This is a genomic window from Actinosynnema sp. NPDC023587 (assembly GCF_040640215.1).
Taxonomy (GTDB): Bacteria; Actinomycetota; Actinomycetes; order Mycobacteriales; family Pseudonocardiaceae; genus Actinosynnema.
Genome location: NZ_JBFABG010000006.1, coordinates 131,273 through 144,622, shown reverse-complemented (window position 1 = coordinate 144,622; position 13,350 = coordinate 131,273). Strand labels below are relative to the sequence as shown.

General features: G+C 71.3%; 14 protein-coding genes and 1 pseudogene. 8 read left to right on the top strand and 7 right to left on the bottom strand.

The window, feature by feature from the left end:
- Positions 1 to 37 precede the first annotated feature (37 nt).
- Positions 38 to 316 carry a glycoside hydrolase family 13 gene (locus AB0G01_RS18355; protein ID WP_360946851.1) on the bottom strand — a complete coding sequence of 93 codons (279 nt, stop codon included), beginning with the start codon at positions 314 to 316 and terminating at the stop codon, positions 38 to 40.
- A gap of 535 nt (positions 317 to 851) precedes the next feature.
- Between AB0G01_RS18355 and AB0G01_RS18350 the strand changes: the two genes are divergently transcribed.
- The 4 genes and pseudogenes from AB0G01_RS18350 to AB0G01_RS18335 form a co-directional block, all read left to right on the top strand.
- Positions 852 to 1,466, top strand: coding sequence for a TetR family transcriptional regulator (locus AB0G01_RS18350; protein WP_360946849.1), 615 nt, complete (start codon positions 852 to 854; stop codon positions 1,464 to 1,466).
- Positions 1,467 to 1,487: 21 nt separating this feature from the next.
- Positions 1,488 to 3,047: an MDR family MFS transporter gene (locus AB0G01_RS18345; protein WP_360946847.1), complete on the top strand. Its 1,560-nt coding sequence runs from the start codon at positions 1,488 to 1,490 to the stop codon at positions 3,045 to 3,047.
- Positions 3,048 to 3,183: 136 nt separating this feature from the next.
- Positions 3,184 to 3,759, top strand: a complete 576-nt coding sequence (locus AB0G01_RS18340; RefSeq protein ID WP_360946845.1) for a TetR family transcriptional regulator — start codon at positions 3,184 to 3,186, stop codon at positions 3,757 to 3,759.
- 133 nt (positions 3,760 to 3,892) lie between these two features.
- A pseudogene (locus AB0G01_RS18335) lies at positions 3,893 to 4,008 on the top strand (IS701 family transposase); the annotation flags it as partial.
- A 104-nt stretch (positions 4,009 to 4,112) separates the two neighbouring features.
- Here AB0G01_RS18335 and AB0G01_RS18330 read toward each other — a convergent pair.
- Positions 4,113 to 4,358, bottom strand: coding sequence for a hypothetical protein (locus tag AB0G01_RS18330; RefSeq protein ID WP_360947388.1), 246 nt, complete (start codon positions 4,356 to 4,358; stop codon positions 4,113 to 4,115).
- Here AB0G01_RS18330 and AB0G01_RS18325 point away from each other — a divergent pair.
- Complete coding sequence (locus tag AB0G01_RS18325; protein ID WP_360947406.1) at positions 4,271 to 4,474, top strand: hypothetical protein; 204 nt, start codon at positions 4,271 to 4,273, stop codon at positions 4,472 to 4,474. The two genes, AB0G01_RS18330 and AB0G01_RS18325, sit on opposite strands and share 88 nt — an antisense overlap.
- A 370-nt stretch (positions 4,475 to 4,844) precedes the next feature.
- Here the strand turns inward: AB0G01_RS18325 and AB0G01_RS18320 are convergent, their stop codons facing one another.
- The 5 genes from AB0G01_RS18320 to AB0G01_RS18300 form a co-directional block, all read right to left on the bottom strand.
- On the bottom strand, positions 4,845 to 5,258 hold the full coding sequence (locus tag AB0G01_RS18320; RefSeq protein ID WP_360946843.1) for an Imm1 family immunity protein: 414 nt from the start codon (positions 5,256 to 5,258) through the stop codon (positions 4,845 to 4,847).
- Positions 5,259 to 5,500: 242 nt separating this feature from the next.
- The gene (locus AB0G01_RS18315) at positions 5,501 to 5,815 is read right to left on the bottom strand and encodes a transcriptional regulator (protein ID WP_360946841.1); all 315 of its coding nucleotides are present in this window, start codon (positions 5,813 to 5,815) and stop codon (positions 5,501 to 5,503) included.
- Positions 5,816 to 5,817: 2 nt separating this feature from the next.
- Entirely contained in the window at positions 5,818 to 6,279 is a 462-nt protein-coding gene (locus tag AB0G01_RS18310) for a hypothetical protein (RefSeq protein ID WP_360946839.1), read from the bottom strand.
- Between the two features lie 871 nt (positions 6,280 to 7,150).
- Complete coding sequence (locus AB0G01_RS18305) at positions 7,151 to 8,422, bottom strand: cytochrome P450 (protein ID WP_360946837.1); 1,272 nt, start codon at positions 8,420 to 8,422, stop codon at positions 7,151 to 7,153.
- A 93-nt stretch (positions 8,423 to 8,515) separates the two neighbouring features.
- Positions 8,516 to 9,067: a TetR family transcriptional regulator gene (locus tag AB0G01_RS18300; protein ID WP_360946835.1), complete on the bottom strand. Its 552-nt coding sequence runs from the start codon at positions 9,065 to 9,067 to the stop codon at positions 8,516 to 8,518.
- A gap of 60 nt (positions 9,068 to 9,127) precedes the next feature.
- Here AB0G01_RS18300 and AB0G01_RS18295 point away from each other — a divergent pair, with 60 nt between their 5' ends.
- From AB0G01_RS18295 to AB0G01_RS18285, 3 genes are all read left to right on the top strand, one after another.
- Positions 9,128 to 9,631: a MarR family winged helix-turn-helix transcriptional regulator gene (locus tag AB0G01_RS18295; RefSeq protein ID WP_360946833.1), complete on the top strand. Its 504-nt coding sequence runs from the start codon at positions 9,128 to 9,130 to the stop codon at positions 9,629 to 9,631.
- Positions 9,632 to 9,660: 29 nt separating this feature from the next.
- On the top strand, positions 9,661 to 11,193 hold the full coding sequence (locus AB0G01_RS18290) for an MDR family MFS transporter (RefSeq protein ID WP_360947386.1): 1,533 nt from the start codon (positions 9,661 to 9,663) through the stop codon (positions 11,191 to 11,193).
- 526 nt (positions 11,194 to 11,719) lie between these two features.
- A complete protein-coding gene (locus tag AB0G01_RS18285) occupies positions 11,720 to 13,312 on the top strand; it encodes a hypothetical protein (protein ID WP_360946831.1) in 1,593 nt (530 codons plus the stop codon).
- Positions 13,313 to 13,350: the final 38 nt, after the last annotated feature.

Here is a 13,350-nt window from a genome sequence, read left to right as displayed (position 1 = left end):
CCCGGTCGGCTTTCACAGCCGGTTCTCGTCGAGGTGGTCAGCTCTCGATGGTGATGGCGCTGTCGCCGTCCACCCGCTGCGCGTCGGCCTCGTCGAACCAGTGGCCGTCAGCGGCCAGGTAGCGGAAGTGGTGCGTACCGGGCGGGAGGATCACCGTGACGGTGCGGGTGCCGTCGCGGCGGGGGAGCAGTTCGTGCACGCCCGGCGTCCAATCGTTGAACGAGCCGACGACGCTCACCGGGCCGCGCGGGCCGTCCAGGGGCAGGGCGAACGTCACCCGGCGCTTCGAGCCGAACAGGTGGGTGCAGCGGAACATCGGTCTCCCTCGCGAGTCGGGCCTGCCGCCACGGCACCCTAGCGCCCACCGGTACCGGGCTGTTCCAAGTGGACGGTCGCGCGTCCGGGTGACGTGAGATCGGCCGGGAGGTGTGCCGGTTGCCGGTGGCGGGGACCGCCCCCGACGAGGACGTGTTCTACCACGCGTGCGAGCAGGGCGACCCGGGCTTCCGGGACGCCCTGTACCGGCAGGGCTTCGAGCGCGTCGTCAACGCCCACCACCGCCGGCACCATGCGGTGAGGCGCGAGCGGGAATGGTCGAACCGAGCGTGGGACGCGCCCGGCCCGACCCCGCCGGACTGCACGATCGAGGGCTCGTCGACCCGTCGGGCAGCCACGCCGGCGCGCCGAACCCCAGGTGCACCACGTCGTACCGCTCGTCGCCGAGCGCCTTTCGCGCCTGATCGACCGGTTCGTGGCGCATCTCGATTCCCTCGACGGGGGGAGAGTTGGATCACAATTCTGCACCCACTGCAAACTTGCAGCGAGTGCAGCTAAATTCGTACCCTGATCGAGTGAACGGCGAGCTCGGTCTTCGTGACCGCAAGAAGCGGCAGACGCGGTTGGCGCTGAGCCGCGCCGCCGTGACGCTCGCCCACGAACACGGCTACGACCACGTCACCGTCGAGGACATCAGCGCCGCCGCCGGCGTCTCCCCGCGCACGTTCTTCAACTACTTCGCGGGCAAGGAAGACGCGATCGTGGCACCGGACCCCGAGGCCGCGGCGCGGATGCGCCGGCGGGTGCTGGACCAGCCCGCCGAACTGGGCCCCGGAGCCGCGCTGAAGGCCGCGCTGGGGGACGAGATCGCCGAGGGGCTCGCCGACGAGGGCGAAATGTGGTTGCTCCGGATGCGCGTCGTGCAGCAGCATCCGGTGCTGCTCGCCAAGGTCTTCGCGAGCGGTGAGCAAGCGGAGCGGGAGCTGGCCGACGCCGTCGCCGAACGGGCCGGGCAGTCCGCGACCGACCTCTACCCGAAGCTGCTGGTCGCCGCCGCCGGTGCGGCGTGCCGGGTCGCGTTCGCCCGGTGGAGCGACCAGGAAGACGGACGTCCGCTGGAAATCCTGCTCGGCGAAGCCCTGGACCTGCTGTACGCGGGTCTGGCGACGCCGACCGGGCCTTGTACCTGATCCATGTCGAAGGGGGGAACGATGTCTGTCGGAACGACCGGGGAGAAGACCGCGGCGAGCCCGCACACCACGCCCAAGGACGTCGTGCAGGCCATGTCCGGCCTGATGCTGGGCATGTTCATGGCGATCTTGGCGTCGACGATCGTGTCGAACGCGCTGCCGCGGATCATCGCCGACCTGGACGGGTCGCAGTCGGTCTACACCTGGGTGGTCACCACCGAGCTGCTGGCGATGACCGCGACCGTGCCGCTGTGGGGCAAGCTCGCCGACCTGTACAGCCGCAAGCTGCTCATCCAGTTGTCGCTGGGGATGTTCGTGATCGGTTCGCTGATCGCCGGGTTCTCCCCGAACGTGGAAGTGCTCATCGCGAGCCGGATCGTGCAGGGCCTGGGCGCGGGCGGCATGACCGCGCTCGCGACCATCGTGATGGCGGCGATGATCCCGCCGCGCGACATGGGCAAGTACGCGGGCCTGTTCGGCGCGGTGTTCGGCGTCGGCACGGTGGCCGGGCCGCTCATCGGCGGCGTCATCGTCGACACGTCGTGGCTGGGCTGGCGCTGGTGCTTCTTCATCGGCGTCCCGTTCACGCTGGCCGCCATCGCCCTGCTCCAGCGCACGCTGAAGCTGCCGGTGGTGCGCAAGGAAGTCAAGATCGACTACCTGGGCGCGGCGCTGATCGTGTCCGGTGTGTCGACGCTGCTGGTGTGGACGACCCTGGCGGGCAACCAGTTCGAGTGGCTGTCCGGCTGGAGCGCGGTGATGGTGGTCGGCGGCGTGCTGCTGCTGGCGCTGGCGGTGTTCGTGGAATCGCGGGCGGCCGACCCGATCGTACCGCTGTCGATCTTCGCCAACCGCACCGTCGCGCTCACCACCCTGGCCAGCGCGCTGGTCGGCGTGGCCATGTTCGGCGGCACGGTGTTCCTGTCGCAGTACTTCCAGATCGGGCTCGGCAAAACGCCCACCCAGGCCGGCCTGATGAGCCTGCCGCTGATCTTCGGCCTGCTGGTGTCCTCCACCGTCGCGGGCCAGTTGATCACCAAGTGGGGCCGCTGGAAGGTGTTCCTGGTCGCGGGCGGCGTGGTGATGGTCGCCGGCATGGGGCTGCTGGCCACGATCAGCGCGGAGACGACCGTGTTCCTGGTGTCGGTGCACATGGCCGTGCTCGGCGTCGGCGTCGGCATGCTGATGCAGAACCTGGTGCTGGTGGCGCAGAACGACGTGCCGGCCAAGGACCTGGGCGTGACCACGTCGAGCCTGACGTTCTTCCGCTCGCTCGGTGGCGCGATCGGGGTCAGCGTGCTCGGCGCGGTGCTGGCCAACCGGGTGACCTCGAAGATGACCGAGTCCTTCGGCCCGCTGCCCTCGGGCGACGCGAACGCGGTGCCGAACCTGGCCGAACTGCCGGCGGCGGCGCAGGTGATCGTCAAGGGCATCTACGCGGACGCCACCGCCGAGCTGTTCCTGATCGGCACGCCGATCGCGGTGCTGGCGCTGCTCGCGGTGGTGTTCATCAAGGAGAAGCCGCTCAAGACGCTCAGCGGCGACGAGCGCCTGGCCGCCGAGATGCCCGGCGGCCACTGAGCTCCCGCCACCCGACGAGGCCGCCGGTCCACCGGCGGCCTCGTCGCACGTCCGGGTGATCACCGGACCGCGCGGCGGCCTCCCCGCTCCCGACGGACGACGCGCCGGAGCCGGTGGGGTTGTCTGAGTTGTTCCTGTGACTCGACCTGCCGGACTGCGGGAGCGCAAGAAGCCGGTCACCCGCACCGCCCTGGCCGACGCCGCGTTGCGCCTGTGCGTCGACCACGGCGTGGACGGCGTGACGGTCGAACAGGTCGCGCGCGAGGCAGGGGTGTCGCTGCGGACGTTCTTCAACTACTTCTCGTCCAAGGAGGAGGCGGTCGTCGGCGCGTTCGTCCGCCGCCCGGCTGCCGAACCGGTGCTGGAGGCGTTGCGGCAGGCGCTGGGAGAACTCGTCCCGGCCCGCTTCGACCGGGTGAAGCTGGAGCAGATGCGGGTGCTGCGGCGCACCCCGTCGCTGCTGCCGCACCTGATGTCGGCGTTCCACGCGCAGGAGAAGGCCCTGGCCGACGCCGTCGCGGCCCGGGTCGGCGCGGACCCCGAGGCCGACCTCTACCCGGCGATGTTCGCGGCCACGGTGCCGGCCACGCTCCGCGTCGTGATCACCTGGTGGCTGGACACCGACGACCGCCGCCCGCCGGCCTACCTGATCGGGACCGTGGTCGCCCGACTGGACGCCGGTTTCGCGCCCGGTGCCGCGCGTCGGGGATAGATACTCCAGCCACACTCGGTGATCTTCAGGATGTAGCGCGTCGATCTTGTGTCGACCGACGAGGACCCCGCCGCTGGGGTAGCCGGACTGGATGACCTATTCAGGCGGGTGGGGGTCCGATCTCACCGGGTAGATGTAGCGCCTGCCCAAAGCCGCGTCCTGGGACGCTGACGGAGTACGGGCCGACGTCCGTGCCTATGCCGTGGAACACCCGGGCGACCCGGCGGTGTGCTGGTGGTTGACGAGACTGTCCGGTGAGTACGTCCGGCTGATGGCGACGACGGCGGGGGTGGCGGAGCGGACGGCATGGCGGTGGGCGGTCCGCGCCCGTGCGCAGCCGAGCCCACCGCGCTTCAGTCGAGGTCGCCGGTCAGGTAGCGCTGGAGGTTGGGCGCGATGGTGGGGACCAAGGTGTCGGGGTCGGTGGAGGCCAGGGGTTGTAGGCGCAGGACGTATCTGGCGATGTCGATGCCGAACATCGGGGTGGTGAGGAGGGTGCTCCGTAGTCGGGGTGGTCGGCGTTCAGGTGGGTGGCGTGGTCTTGGGTGGTGATGCTGCGCAGCAACGCGGCGAACGCGCCGCCGTCGTCGGCGTCCCAGGTGGTCAGGAAGGTGCCGACCATGCGTTCGCCGGTCTGTTCCGGTGGCCCGTCCAGCAGTTGTTCGACGATACGGGCCGGCTCGACCGGGAGCGGGAGCACGGCGGTGTTCGGTGAACACCTCCCGGGCGGCGGTGAGCAGTGCGGCGGGGGTGTCCTCACTGCCGCTGCGTCGGCCGCGCCGCTTGGGGTGCTCGGCGGCATTCACCTGGTGTCCTCCGCAGGGGGCTGTGCGGGCGGTCGATCGCCGGGGTCACGGTGTGGCCAGTTCGGCGCGGAGTCGGGGCAGAACTTCGGTGCCGAGCAGTTCGATGGCGTGGAGGAAGTCGCGGTGGGGCCGGCCTGCTCGACGGGGTGACCGGTGTGGGCCCAGGCTTCGCGGTAGACGCGTCCGTACTGCGTCCAGTGGTCGGCCCGGGGTGTTGCTCCCGCGACTGCAAGTCGAGAAGGGACAGCAGTCGGATGCTCCCTTCTGGGGCGTGCGCGGTCAGTTTGCCGAGCGTAGGTGGGGGTCGTCGGAGGGCACGTTGCCGCTGTGGGTGAGGTAGGCGATCAGGACGGCTCGGACGGTGTCGAGCGGAACGAGGTGCTTGGCTGGGATGTCCTCGCCGTGGCCGACGTAGTCGTAGAGCACGGTGCCCGTGTCGTCGGGCGAGCCGATGGTCCACCGGTCGGGTTCACCCGGTTCGCGGACCCAGCCGACGTCGATGCCGACTCCGACGTAGAGGTAGGGCGGCCCGTAGGGGTCTTCGGCTACCACGACCTCGGCCAGCGGTGGCACCGGTCCGGTTGCGGCGAGTGCTCCCAGGCGTGTCAGGAACGTGTCGATGTCGTCGTGTGTGGCGATGGGCATCGGGTTGTCGCCGGTTGCCCGGTCGTAGGTCGCGCTCAGCGTTGCCACGGCGGTCGTCGTCCTCCCTGGATCGTCTTGTGGTCGCCTGCATGGAACGGGCTGGCGTGGTGCCGTGGATCGCCATCGCCTGTACGGCGGCCTGTGTCGCGACTGCGGGTCTGGCCTGCACCGTCGCTATTGCGGGTGCCCTGTGCGGCGCGGTGGCCGCGTGCATTGAGGAGACGAGCGGAGGTAGTTGGCGGTTGTGCGGACAGACGGCCGGGTGCGACCGCACGTCCCGCTTCCAAGGATCAGTTCCGTGTTTCCGTTGCGGTGTCGCGGAGTCCTGCTGCCAGTCGTTCCAGCGTGCTGACGTGGGCGGCGAACCGGGAGCGTCCCAGTGGCGTCAGCCGCAGCCAGGTTCGGGGACGGCGGCCCACGGCTCCCTTGCGGATCTCGACATAGCCGACTCCCTCCAGGGTCCGGGCGTGCTTGGACAGGGCGGAGTCGCTCAACCCCGTGGTGTCCCGGGCGACGTGGAACTCTGTCCACTCCGGACCGGCTGCCAGCGTCGCGCACAAGGTCAGTCTCGGCAGGGGGTGGATCGTCGGGTCGAGGTCGTGCACGGTCACCTCCCTTCCACGACGTCGAGCCGGATGGCCCTGTTGACCTGCCACACCTGCCGGGAGGCGAGGCCGCCCGCGAGCAACGCGCAACTGCCCGCCATGTAGGGCAGGCCGAGCAGGGTCAGTCCCCACACCACGACCACGCTGCCCAGGACCACCGCCGACGTGGGCACCACCTGCTCGCGCAGCGCCGGGTACGTCCGGCTGCGAACCAGTGTGTGGAGTCCGGACCGACGTCTGTAGTCCAGCAGCAGCACTAGGAGCAGCGCCGTGGTGACCATCCAGTACGGAAACGCCGGCAGCCCGAACCGGTCGTGGTCGCGTGCCAGCAGCGGCCCGGCCAGGACACCGGCCCAGGTTGCGGCGAACAGCGCCCGGTACCACAACGGCAGGTGGATGCGCGCCGCCATCGCCTCGTGCTGGCGGCGTACTGCGGCGAGACCTTCCTCCGGGTCGTCCAACACGATCGCCTCCCTCCAATCTACTTTCTATATCGAAAGTACTTTCTCCACTCGCCTGGCACAAGAGACTGATCAAGCACACTCGGGTTCGACGCTCGGCGACGAGACCGCCACACGGTCGAGTGCCGAGTGGTTCGCGCGACGCTGGGGCGACACGGCCGCAGTGACCGCGAACATCCGGTTGAACAGCCTTCGCTCTGCCATCGGCTGGTGGCGCGAGCAGGGCTGGAACGCCGGTCCGTCCCGCGCGCCGACCCCGGACGTCGGTGCGCGCACGGATGTCGTCCGGCACCGACTTGGAGGTGCTGCTTGGCCACGACCAACTACCCTTGCGGGAGAAGAGCCTGTGGCGGCTCGTCAACGACACCAGCGTCCGCGCGAAGGACCTCCTGGCGCTCGACGTCCCCGATGTCGACCTGCCTCGCCGCATCGCCGCAGTAGGACACCGCAACGGCTCAACGCAGCTCGTCCGGTGGGGTGAGCAGACTGGACAACGCCCGCACCAGCCTCCCGGCGACTTGGACCCCGTTGCCGGAGAGCAGCGGTGTGTCTCGTCGTAGCGACTCGGCCGTTGCCCAACGGACCATGGACCCTGAATCAGCTACGGCAGCTCGATGCCGGCCCGCTCCGAGGCTGACGCGGATCGACGACTCCGGCAGGCCGGTCCTCGGATGCCGAATACCCGATCCGATGGACCTCCTGTCGGAACCACGACAACTCCCCACCCGCGCCCGGCACCCCGATGTGGTTCACGCTGATCATGGCGAAGCCCCTGGCCCGATCTTCTTCCCCAGACGGGAAGGTTGATCAACCAAGGGCTTCGCTCATGAGCAACGGGGTGGACGCGCCGGACCCAAGACGTTCAAACCCCAAGCTAGATCGCGTCGTCCCAGGCCACCGGCAGGCTGTGCACGCCGTACACGAGCATGTCGCTGCGCAGCGGCACGTCGCCGGCGGGCAGGGCTAGGCGCAGGCCGGGCAGCCGGCGCAGCAGCTCGGTGAACGCCACCGCCATCTCCACCCGGGCGAGCTGCTGGCCCAGGCACTGGTGGATGCCGTGCCCGAACGCCAGGTGCGACACCCTCGGCCGGGTCACGGCCAGGGCGTCGGGGTCCTGGTAGGTGCGCGGGTCGCGGTTCGCCATCGGCAAGGAGATGACCACCGTGGCGTCGGCCGGGATGGTGACGCCGGCGACCTCCACCTCCTCCAGGGTGAGCCGGATCGGGCCCAGGTGCACGATCGACAGGTACCGGAGCAGCTCTTCGACCGCGCCGTCCGCCAGCGACGGGTCAGCTTGGAGCCGGGCCAGTTCCGCCGGGTGCTCCAGCAGCGCGAACGTGCCCAGCGCGAGCATGTTGGCGGTCGTCTCGTGGCCCGCGATGAGCAGCAGGTTGGCGATGTTCGCCAGCTCGTCGTCGGTCAGCGCGGCCTCGGCCTCGATCAGGCCGGACAGCAGGTCGTCGGCGGGCTCGACGCGCTTGCGCCGCACCAGTTCGAGCAGGAACGCGCGCTGCTCGTCGGCCGCCCGCACGATGTCCTCGACCGGGGCGTCGAGCCGCAGCAGCGTGGACGTGCGCGCCTCGAAACCGGCGCGGTCCTCGTAGTGCACGCCGAGCAGTTCGCAGATCACCAGGGACGGCACCGGCAGCGCGAACGCCGGCACCAGGTCGGCGGGCGATCCGGCCGCGATCATGGCGTCCAGGTGGGACGTCACGATCGCGTGGATGCGCGGCTCCAGCCCGCGCATCCGCCGCACGGTGAACTGGCCGGTCAGCAGCCGCCGGTAGCGGGTGTGGTCGGGCGGGTCCATGGCGAGGAAGTTGCCCGCGCGAACGGAGGGCGCGATCAGGCGCTTGCGCAGCTCCACCGGCATCTTCTGGACCAATCGGGTGCTGCGGAACCGGTCGGAGCTCAGCCTCGGGTCGGCGAGCAGGGCGCGGACCTGCTCGTGCCCGGTGATCAGCCAGGCCCGGTCGCCGTCGTTCATCGCGACCTCGTGCACCGGCCCTTCCCGACCGAGGTCGCGCTGGTGCGCCACCGGGTCGAACGGGCGGCCCGGCGTGCGCTCGGTGTACTCGGGCGGTAGCCGCAGGGCCGGCCGGCCCTGGTTGGGCCCGCGCTCCGGGGAAACGGTGGGGTTGGTCATCCGCGAGTCCTGTCCCGACCCGGTGCGTGACCGGGTCATCGCTCAGGGTGGTGGAGTAACTCACGGTATCGAATGTGCACGACGTTCAGCTTTTTACGTCAGGGCTTCGGCCACCCACTCGGCGAGGCTGCGGTCCGGGTGCTCCAGCCAGTGCTGGGTGGCGGCGCGCAAGGTCGCGAGGAACGTCGCGGCGAGCACCCGGGCCCGCAGGTCGTCCAGCCCGCGCGCGCCGATCTCGGCGGTCAGGTCGCGCTCGACCACCGCGTACGCGGCCACCTGGTGGGCCACCAGGCTCGGGTGCCCGCGCAGCAGGCGGCGCTGCGCCACCCACAGCGGGTCCGGGCGGTCGCTCCCGGCCAGCAGGAGCCGCGCGGCCTCGGCGAGCGCGGCGCGCGGCGGCTCGTCGGCCGGGCGGGCGCGGACCAGGGCGAGCAGGCGGCGCAGGCGCAGCAGGTCGCCGTGGAAGATCGCCTCCTCCTTGCCCGCGAAGTAGTTCGAGAACGTGCGGCGGGAGACGTCGGCGGCGTCCGCGATGGACTCGACGGTGACCCGGTCGGGGCCGTGTTCGAGCGCGAGTCGCACGGCGGCTTCGTGCAGGGCTTGGCGGGTGGCCGCCTTCTTGCGCTCGCGCAGTCCGTCGTTCATCGAGACCCAGGTTACAGCTTTGCCCACTGGGCAAACTTGCGCAGCGGGCAAGTTTGATAGATGCTTGTAGTAAGCAAGCATTCCGGGGAAGGGGTCGACGTGGACACCAGCCCGCAGCACGAGGAGCTCGTGGAGCGGCTGCGCGACCTGATGAAGATCGTGCGGATGGTGCGCCACCAGCGCACCGACCACTACCCGCCCGTGCCGACCGGCCTGGTCGGCACGCTGACCCTGATCGACCGGTCGAGCGGGTGCCACGCCAAGGAACTGGCGTCGCGCACCGGCCTCGACCCGTCCACGGTCAGCCGGGCGGTGGCCGCGCTCGTCGCGCACGGCCTCGTCGAGCGGCGTGCCGACCCGGCCGACGGGCGGGCCAGCGTGCTGGTCGTCACCGACGCCGGGCACGCCGCCCTCGCCGAGGCGCGGGGCTGGTACGACGACCTGATGACCCGGGCGCTCGCGGACTGGTCGCCGGACGAGGTCGAGGCGCTCACCTCGGCCCTGCACCGGCTCACCACCGACGTCGAAGGAGCCCTGGGCTCCACCTTGGAGGCAGCTCGATGAGTGCTCCGCCTGTCGAAGGCACCGCACCGATGAGCCACCGGCAGATCCTCGAAGCGCTCAGCGGGCTCCTGCTCGTGCTGTTCGTGGCCATGCTCAGCAGCACGGTCGTGTCCACCGCGCTGCCGCAGATCATCGGTGCGCTCGACGGGTCGCAGACCCAGTACACGTGGGTCGTCACCGCGACCCTGCTCACCGCCACGGCCACCACGCCCATCTGGGGCAAGCTGGCCGACCTGTTCGACAAGAAGACCATGGTGCAGGTCGCCATCGTGATCTTCGCGGCCGGGTCGATCATCAGCGGCTTCGCCCAGAACGCCGAGCAGCTCATCGCCGCCCGCGCGTTCCAGGGCATCGGCGTCGGCGGCCTCCAGGCGCTGGTGCAGGTGGTCATCGCGGCGATGATCCCGCCCCGCGAACGCGGCCGGTACAACGGTTACCTGGGCGCGGTCATGGCGGTCGCCACGGTCGGCGGCCCGCTGCTCGGCGGCCTGATCGTGGACACCGCATGGCTCGGCTGGCGGTGGTGCTTCTTCATCGGCGTGCCGGTCGCGCTGCTGGCGCTGTTCGTGTTGCAGGCGACGCTGCGCGTGCCGTCCGCGCGCCGGTCCGGCGTGAAGATCGACTACCTGGGCGCGACGCTGATCGCGGCGGGCGTGTCGGTGCTGCTCATCTGGATCTCGTTCGTCGACGGCTCGTTCGCCTGGGTGTCGTGGCAGAGCGGCGCGATGGTGGGCGGCGCGGTGCTGCTGCTCGCGCTGGCCGTGTTCGTCGAGTCGCGGGCGGCCGAACCCGTGGTACCGCTGGAGATCGTGAAGAAGCGCACCACGGCGCTGGCGATCCTGGCGAGCGTCGCGGTGGGCATGGCGATGTTCGGCGGCGCGGTGTTCCTCGGCCAGTACTTCCAGATCGGGCGCGGCTACACCCCCACCGAAGCGGGCCTGCTGACCATCCCGATGATGGCCGGGGTCTTGGGCGCGTCGGTGATCAGCGGCCGGATGATCACCCGGACCGGGCGGGTCAAGCCCTACATCGTGGCGGGCGCGATCACCCTGGTGGCGGGTTTCGCGGTGCTCGGCACGATCGACCACGAGACGTCGCTGGTCCTGGTCGGCGGCGCGATGCTGCTGGTCGGCACCGGAGTCGGCATGAGCATGCAGAACCTGGTGCTGGCGGTCCAGAACACGGTTCCCCTGCGCGACATCGGCTCGGCCAGCGCGACCATCGCGTTCTTCCGCTCGCTGGGCGGCACGATCGGCGTGTCGGTGCTCGGCGCGGTGCTCGCCCGCGACGTCCAGGAGCGGATCACCACCGGCCTGACCGCCGCCGGCATCCCGGCGACGGGAGGGGGCGGCGGGAGCCTGAACCTCAGCGCCCTGCCGGAGGGGGTGCGGCACATCGTGCGCGCCGCGTACGGCGACTCGACCGGGCACGTCTTCCTGATCTCGGCGTGCATCGCGGTGGTGGGCGTGGTCGCGGCCCTGCTGCTCAAGCCGGTGACGCTGCGGTCCAGCCTGGACCTGCCCGAACCGAAGGTCGAAGCCGAGGTCAAAGCCGAGGTCTAGGTCGAGGTCCGGGTCTTCGAGAGGGCGGCCCGCCGGGTCTGGACGGCCCGGCGGGCCGCCCTCTCGTCGTCCGGTGGGAGGCGACGACTGGTCATGGTGCGGTCGTGACGTCGGCTGGGACCGGTCGCCAAGGTCGCTTCAATGAAAATTGAGGCGAAAGTGGTCCGGTGGGCGGCGGTGCACCACGCGCTGTCCGACCTGGTGGTCGTGGTGTGCGACAACACCTTCGCGGATGGGTCGGGCACGCGACCATCGCCCGCGAGTGGGGACGGATGTGCGCGTGCGGCTGCGCGGCGCGGTGGGGGTGCTGGTCGCGGTGCTGTGACGGCGGTGCCACTACGGCAACCCGATCTCAAGATAGACCTTCGGAGTGGGCCGTTCGCGCCCCCGTTCCGGCATGAGGTGGCTGGTGGGACACCCGTTCGGCGGTCGGGTGGTTCCGCATCGGGGCGGACGGAGAGGTAACTATGCACCGTTAACATCGCCCACACCCTGGGGCCGCCGGCACCGGGCGAAGGGGGATGTGATGACGACCGGGGACATCCCGGCCGCGGAACTCGGGGACGGTGACGTCGACCTCTTCGATGCCCACGTCACCGGAGTGCTCGAAGCGCACGACGCGCCGCTGCGCGCGCTGCGGTTCACGCGCTGCCGGTTCGACGTGCCGCCGGCGCTGAGCGAGGGCCACGTGCGCCGCCTGGAGTTCGACGACTGCGTGCTGCCCGGCCTGGACGCGCGCCGCCTGCGGTGCCGGGGGGACCTGGTGCTGTCCGGCACGTCCGTGCACGGCCCGGTCGAGCTCGGCGACGCGACCGTCGGCGGCGAGATCTCGTTGCGGGACAGCGGGATCGCCGCCGTGCGGGCGCGACGGCTGTCGGTGGGCGGGGACCTGGTGCTGGCGGGCGCGGTGCTGGACGGCGCGGACGGCGTCGCGTTCGACGGGCGCGGGATGCGGGTCGGCGGCGGCGTGCTCGGCGAGGACGACGTGCGCATCGGAGTGACCGCGACCGGGGCCGTGGTGCTGGCCGACGCGCGGGTCGGCGGCGCGGTGACGCTGCGCCAGGCGCGGCTGGCCGATGTCGTCGCCGACCGGGCCCGGCTGACCGGTGACGTCGACCTGACCGAGGCGCGGCTGAGGTCGCTGTCGCTGGTCGGCGCGACCGTCGGCGGGTCGCTGGTGCTGGGCGCGGTCCAGGTGGACGAGGAGCCGCTCTCGCTGGACCGGGCGCGGGTGGCCGGGGACGTGCACCTGGCGTTCGCCCTGGTGCACACCGGGTTGCGACTGGTGGACACGTGGATCGGCGGCGACCTGCGCGCCTCGAACGCGGAGTTGCGCGGGGTGTCGGCGGCCCGCGCGCACGTGGCCGGGGACGTCGACCTGGCGCACACCCGCAGCGACGACGGCTTCCGGCTGTCCGACATGGACGTCGGCGGCCGGGTCGACCTGTCCGGCGCGTCCCTGCACGACCCGGGCGGGCTCGCGCTGGACCTGCGGGACACCCGGATCGGCGACGGGCTGCGGCTGGCCGACCTGGCCGCCGAGGGGACCGTGGTGCTGTCCGGGGCGGCCGTGCGCGGTCGGGTCGACCTGCGCGGCGCGCACCTGGCGGCGCGGGCGGTGGCGCTGGACGCGTGCCGGCTGGTCACCGGGGAGCTCGGGCTGGCCGTGGAGGACGCGCCCCGGGGGCGGGTCGACCTGCGGTACGCGCGGTGCTCGCTGCTCAACGACAACCGGTTTTTGTGGGGCGCGGGCGGCGGTGTCGAACTCGCCGGGTTCGACTACCTGCGGTTGGAACCCCGGCTGGAGGACGGCCCCGCCGTGCGCCGCCGGCTGGTGCAGCTACGCCGCGCGTCCCGGCGGTTCACGCCCGACGCCTACGACCGGCTGGCCGCCGTGCTGCGGTCGGACGGGCAGGAGGTGGACGCGGCCACCGTGCTGGTGGAGAAGCAGCGGTTGCGGTACGCGGAACGGGCGCGGGCGGTCGGGTGGGCGGGCCCGGCGGTCACCGCGTGGAGCCTGGTGATGCGCTCGCTCACCGGCTACGGCTACCGGATGGGACGGGGGTTCGCGGTGCTGCTGCTGATGGCGCTGGCGGCGGTGCTGCTGGGACCGTGGTGACCTTGGTGACGGGGGAGTCGGAGGATGTCTCGACGTGG